The sequence below is a fragment of the Clostridioides sp. ZZV14-6345 genome (assembly GCF_020657775.1).
GTDB classification, from domain to species: Bacteria; Bacillota; Clostridia; order Peptostreptococcales; family Peptostreptococcaceae; genus Clostridioides; species Clostridioides difficile_D.
This window is the reverse complement of sequence record NZ_JAGWCX010000115.1, coordinates 1-5,244: the sequence shown is the minus strand read 5'-3', so window position 1 is coordinate 5,244 and position 5,244 is coordinate 1. Positions and strand designations below refer to the sequence as shown.

3 protein-coding genes are annotated in these 5,244 nt (G+C 27.6%); all 3 read left to right on the top strand.

The window, feature by feature from the left end; all coding sequences use genetic code 11:
* Window positions 1-125 precede the first annotated feature (125 nt).
* Window positions 126-881 (top strand): distal tail protein Dit, encoded by a 756-nt coding sequence (locus KGF39_RS18820; protein WP_227823485.1) that lies wholly within the window; start codon window positions 126-128, stop codon window positions 879-881.
* Between the two features lies 1 nt (window position 882).
* Window positions 883-3,651 (top strand): phage tail spike protein, encoded by a 2,769-nt coding sequence (locus KGF39_RS18815; RefSeq protein WP_227823484.1) that lies wholly within the window; start codon window positions 883-885, stop codon window positions 3,649-3,651.
* 6 nt (window positions 3,652-3,657) lie between these two features.
* Window positions 3,658-5,244: hypothetical protein (locus KGF39_RS18810; RefSeq protein ID WP_227823483.1), on the top strand; the 1,587-nt coding region annotated here is incomplete at its 3' end.

The window sequence follows — 5,244 nt, the reverse complement described above, 5'->3', positions numbered from 1 at the left end:
TAGATTGTAGTTCTTCTTGCTTTTATTATATCATATCTTGATAAAAATATGCAAAGTAAATAGAAAAGGATGTATCAAAAGAAAAATTTGAAGCATCTTTTTTTTATGTATTAGGAGGTGATAATTTGGCTTTACAATACTGTGTCAGTGAAAATGAACTAGTTTCTTTTCAATATGGTGAGATAAATAGTAGAGATTTTGGTATTGTAATTACAGATATTAATGAACTTGCATCACCAGAACGGAGATTTGAAAGAATAGAGATTCCAGGAAGGAATGGCAGTCTTATTTTAGATGAAGGTTGTTATAGTAATTTTAATCTTGAAATAGAATGTTATATAGATGTAGATGGTAAAGATATTAACATGCTAGCATCTGAAATAAAGATGTGGTTACAAACAGATTTTTCATATAAAAATCTTATTATAAGTAGTGACCCAAACTATTATAGAGAAGCAGTTTGTATTAATAAACTTGATTTAGAAGAAGTTATAAAGGATTTAGGATATTTTAAGATTACATTTGAATGTAAACCACTCAAAAAACAGCTAATTAGTAATTTAATTACAATAAATGAATCAAATTCTAAGTTAATAAATACTGGAATGGCTTCGTATCCTCTTATAAAAGTATTTGGAAATGGTGATATAGAATTAAAAATAAATAATGAAATAATAGAACTTACAGAAGTTCAGGGACATATATATATTGATTGTGAACTTATGAATGCTTATAAGGTAGATATTCATACAAATGATATAGTTAATGAGAATAGTAGAATGTTTGGAGATTTTCCAACATTTGAACATGGTGAAAATATAATAACATACACTGGAGATGTAGAAAAAATAGAGATAGAACCTAGATGGGTGGTGTTATAGATTGCTTAGATTATATACAGCAAATGAAACAAATTTTAAAAATAATGGTTTGGGGATTCTAAAAGATGCAGTTGAAACAAAAGTTACAGAAGAATTAAATGGACTATTTGAGTTAGAGTTTACATATTATGTGGGCTCTTTTTTATTTGATGAAATTGATTATAATAAAATAGTTATGGCTGATGCTTCTCCAAGGCTTAAAAATCAATTATTTAGGATTTACTATATTTCTAAGGAACTTGATGGAAAAATATTAGTTAAAGCAGAACACATTAGTTATGATTTATTAAATAATTTTATAGAAAACTTAGAACTTAAAAATGTTACTTGTGAAGAAGCTCTTAATCAAATATTTAGGTCATGTACTGAAGAAAATAGATTTGTAGGATATTCAGATATAACAGGAAATAAAGACTTTTCAATATCTTGTGTAAGCCCGCATAATGCTATATCTGACATACAAGAATTGTTTAATAATAAGTCTAAACTAAAAAGAGATAATTTTAATATAAGTTTATTAAATAATATTGGAGAAAGTAACAATGTATTACTAGCATATAGGAAGAATATAATAGGTTTAACAGCTACTTATGATACACAAGAAGTTATAACTAAGATATATCCATATGCAACTAAAAAAAGTGGTAAAAATAAAAAAATTACACTATCAGAAAAATATATAGAAAGCAAGTATATAAATAATTATCCAACTCAAAGAATTGTTGCAATTGATTTTTCAGATGATGATGTGAAGAATGAAGAAAGCTTAAGGAATAAATGTAAAGATTATTTTACTGAAAATAATGTTGATTTACCTAAAGTTACTTATAAAGTTGAATTTGTAGACTTATCAACTACAGAAGATTATAAAAACTATAAGATGCTTGAGACTGTCAGTATGGATGATGAAATAATAGTTAGAGATTATAACTTAGGTATAAATGCTACTGCAAGGGTAGTAAAAACTGAATATAATCCAGTATTAAAGAAATACAATTCGGTTGAAATTGGTGACTTAGTAAATCATTTTAAAGACGAAAGAATAGATGATTTAGAAGAAAAAATAGATAAGGTTCAAAACAATGTAGATAATATTGTAATTGAAAGTGATAATTTTCCAGATACACTTCCAGAGCCTTCAAATGTCACAGCATTAGGGTTATGGAGTATGATTCAGTTAGATTGGACTTTTGATAATAAGTTATATTATAACTATGAAGTATATGCATCTCAAATAAAAGGATTTGAACCAGATACTATAGGATACACAAATAGGATATATGTAGGTCAAGCAAGTTCATTACTCCATGAAGTTAAGCCTATGCAGACTTGGTATTATAGAGTAAGGGCAGGAAATACACATGATAACTATAATGAATTTTCAAATGAAGTTAGTGCAACAACTAGAAAATTAAGTGATGCTGCTGAATATTTTGAAGAAGCAGCTATAGGTCATGCAGTTATAAGAGATTTAGATGCAGATAAGATAAATGTAGGAAAAGTAAAAGGTCAGTATATTGAAGCAAAGAATTTAGTTGTAGTTGATGGAAATAGCGAAACAACTTTAAATATAGATAGTTTTGGAAATGTTCATATAGGAGCAACTACCTTTACATTAAAAGGGAAGTCACTGGAATCTATTATTGGTGGAGAAATAGACAATATAACTCAACTTGAGATATTTAATAAACTAACTAACAATGGTCTTGCAAAGGGACTCTATATGGTTGGGAATGAATTATATCTAAATGCTAGTTATATAAAAACTGGTACTTTAGAAGGTCAATTTATAAATGGTAGAAATTTAACTGTCAGAGATAATGATGGATATACAACGTTACAAGTAGATAGTAATGGAAAAGTGAATATAAGAGCTAATGAGTTATCTATAGGTGATAAAAATAACTATGAAAGTGTTTTAACTAGTGACCAAAAAGCAGTATTTGATGCATTAACAGGGAATCGAAATTGTGGAATATATTTAAGTGGAAGTAGATTATATATAAATGCTGATTATATAGACACAGGTACTATTTTATGTGACAGAATAGGTGCTAGTTCATCAAACCCATTCATATTACTATTTGAGGGGAATGGTGCAAAATGTGCTTTAGATGCTACTGCTCAGTTTGGAGTAGGTATAGGAAAAGCAATGCGTATGAAATATAATGATTATTCATATATATATGTTTCTGATGATGTAATTAGCGGTTATCTTGATGGAGAGGAAGTATTTGAATTTGGTTATCAAGATGAAAAAAGTTACATTAATACAGGTTTGAATACACAACATATAAATCCTCAAATAGATGGTTGGTATAATTGTGGTTCAAATAGGAAAGCTTGGGATTATTTAGTATGTAATAATTTAAATCAACTAGCAAGAACAGCAGCTACATCTACTCGAATGATGAAGAGTACATTTAATGAAGAAATTTCAAATAACTGTATAGATTTTGTTAAAAGTAGTTCAGTACAATCTGATGTATTTACACCATATAATTTAAAATCTATGAGAAATAACAATGTTGAACATAGACTACAGCTTAATATAGATTCCTCTTTAGATAATCCTATTTCTAAGTATATTTTTAAAGATGTGTCAGATGAGGCTGGTGAAGGTGTCTATGCACAAGATATAACATCTCACTTAGCAGTATTACAACTATCTTTACAAAAAACTATATCAAATTTTGAAAATTATAAAGATATAACAAGTAAAAAAATAGAAGAACTTACAAAACGAATAGAATTATTAGAAAGCAGGTGATATAAATTGAGAGATAGAATTTATATTGTAGACATCAACACAAAGATGTATCAAATAGCAAGATATAAGCAAAATGATAATAATGTATCTTATAACATGAGAATAGTACAAGATTCTATAGATGTTGATTTAACTGGATATACAGCATTAGCATTTTTTAATTTACCAAGTGGAAGAATTACTCAAAAAATTTGTACTATAGAGGGTTCAACTGTTTATACTGAATTAAGTCATATAGAGCTTTCAGAAGAAGGAGATATTATTTCTGAGATAACTTTATACAAAGATGATAAGGTAGTTACTACATTTTCTACAATAATAAAAGTTGAAAAAAGTATAAATAGAAATGCAATAGAGGATGAGCCTAGTTGGGATATAATAAAAGATATATTAAATGTATTAAGTTATGAAGAAGAAAGACAAGAAAATGAAAATGTAAGAAAATCTAATGAAGAAATTAGAATAAGTTCTGAAAATGTTAGAATTGGCAATGAGAATGTAAGAATTGAAAGCGAAAATCAGAGAAAAGATAGTGAAGTTGAAAGATGTGAGAGTGAAGAAGTAAGAAAAACACAAGAAGTTACAAGAGAAACTAATGAAGAAACAAGAAAAACAAGTGAAACAACAAGAGAAGCTAATGAAGAAATAAGAAAGACAAGTGAAACAACAAGAGAATCCAATGAAGAAATAAGAAAAATAAATGAAATAGCTAGAGAGTCAAATGAAGAAACTAGAAATACTAATGAGGAAACTAGAGAAGACAATGAGATTGTTAGAGAATCAAATGAGGAAATAAGAAAAACTAGCGAAGAAACTAGAGAATCAAATGAAAATACTAGAAAAGCAAGTGAGGAAATAAGAAATAATAGTGAAGAATCTAGAGCTACTAATGAAGTAGATAGGCAAGAATCAGAAACTCAAAGAGGAGAAAATGAGAAAGTAAGAAAAAGCAATGAAGAAACTAGGCAAACATCTATAGCTAATATGCAGAAGAAAGTAGATGATAAAGTAGTTGATGTTGATAATAAAATAGTTGAAGTGAATACAGCTAAAACAAATATGGAAACTACCATAACAGATAAAATTAATGAATTAGATGATAAATTCGCTGGTTTAGTTGAATTAGATGTCAGGGGAGAAGTTATAAATGCTAGAGAAACCACAGATGGAAGTATAAAGTCTTCTCTAAAGGAAAGGCTTAATTATGACTTTGATAATGTAAAAAAAACTATAGAGACTACAATAGAGAATAATACTGAACTATTGAATGGTAAAATAACTGATATTAATTTAGAACTTATTAAGAAAGCAAGTAAAGAACATAAACATAATGTAAGTGATATAGAAGGCTTAAGAATTGTTGCAAATGCGGAAGATATAAATTATACAAATACTAGCAAAGAAGATATTGAAAACTCTAAACAAGCGTTAGATACGCTGTTTACAGATTCAGACAACAATAAAAAAAGTATTTTAGAAATAGAAAATTTAACTGAAGCTGAAAATTTAAAATGTTCTACTGATACAGGAGAATACACTATAGGAAATAGCAAAAAAGGCTATCTAACTAATTTCAATGTAGAAGGAAAAACA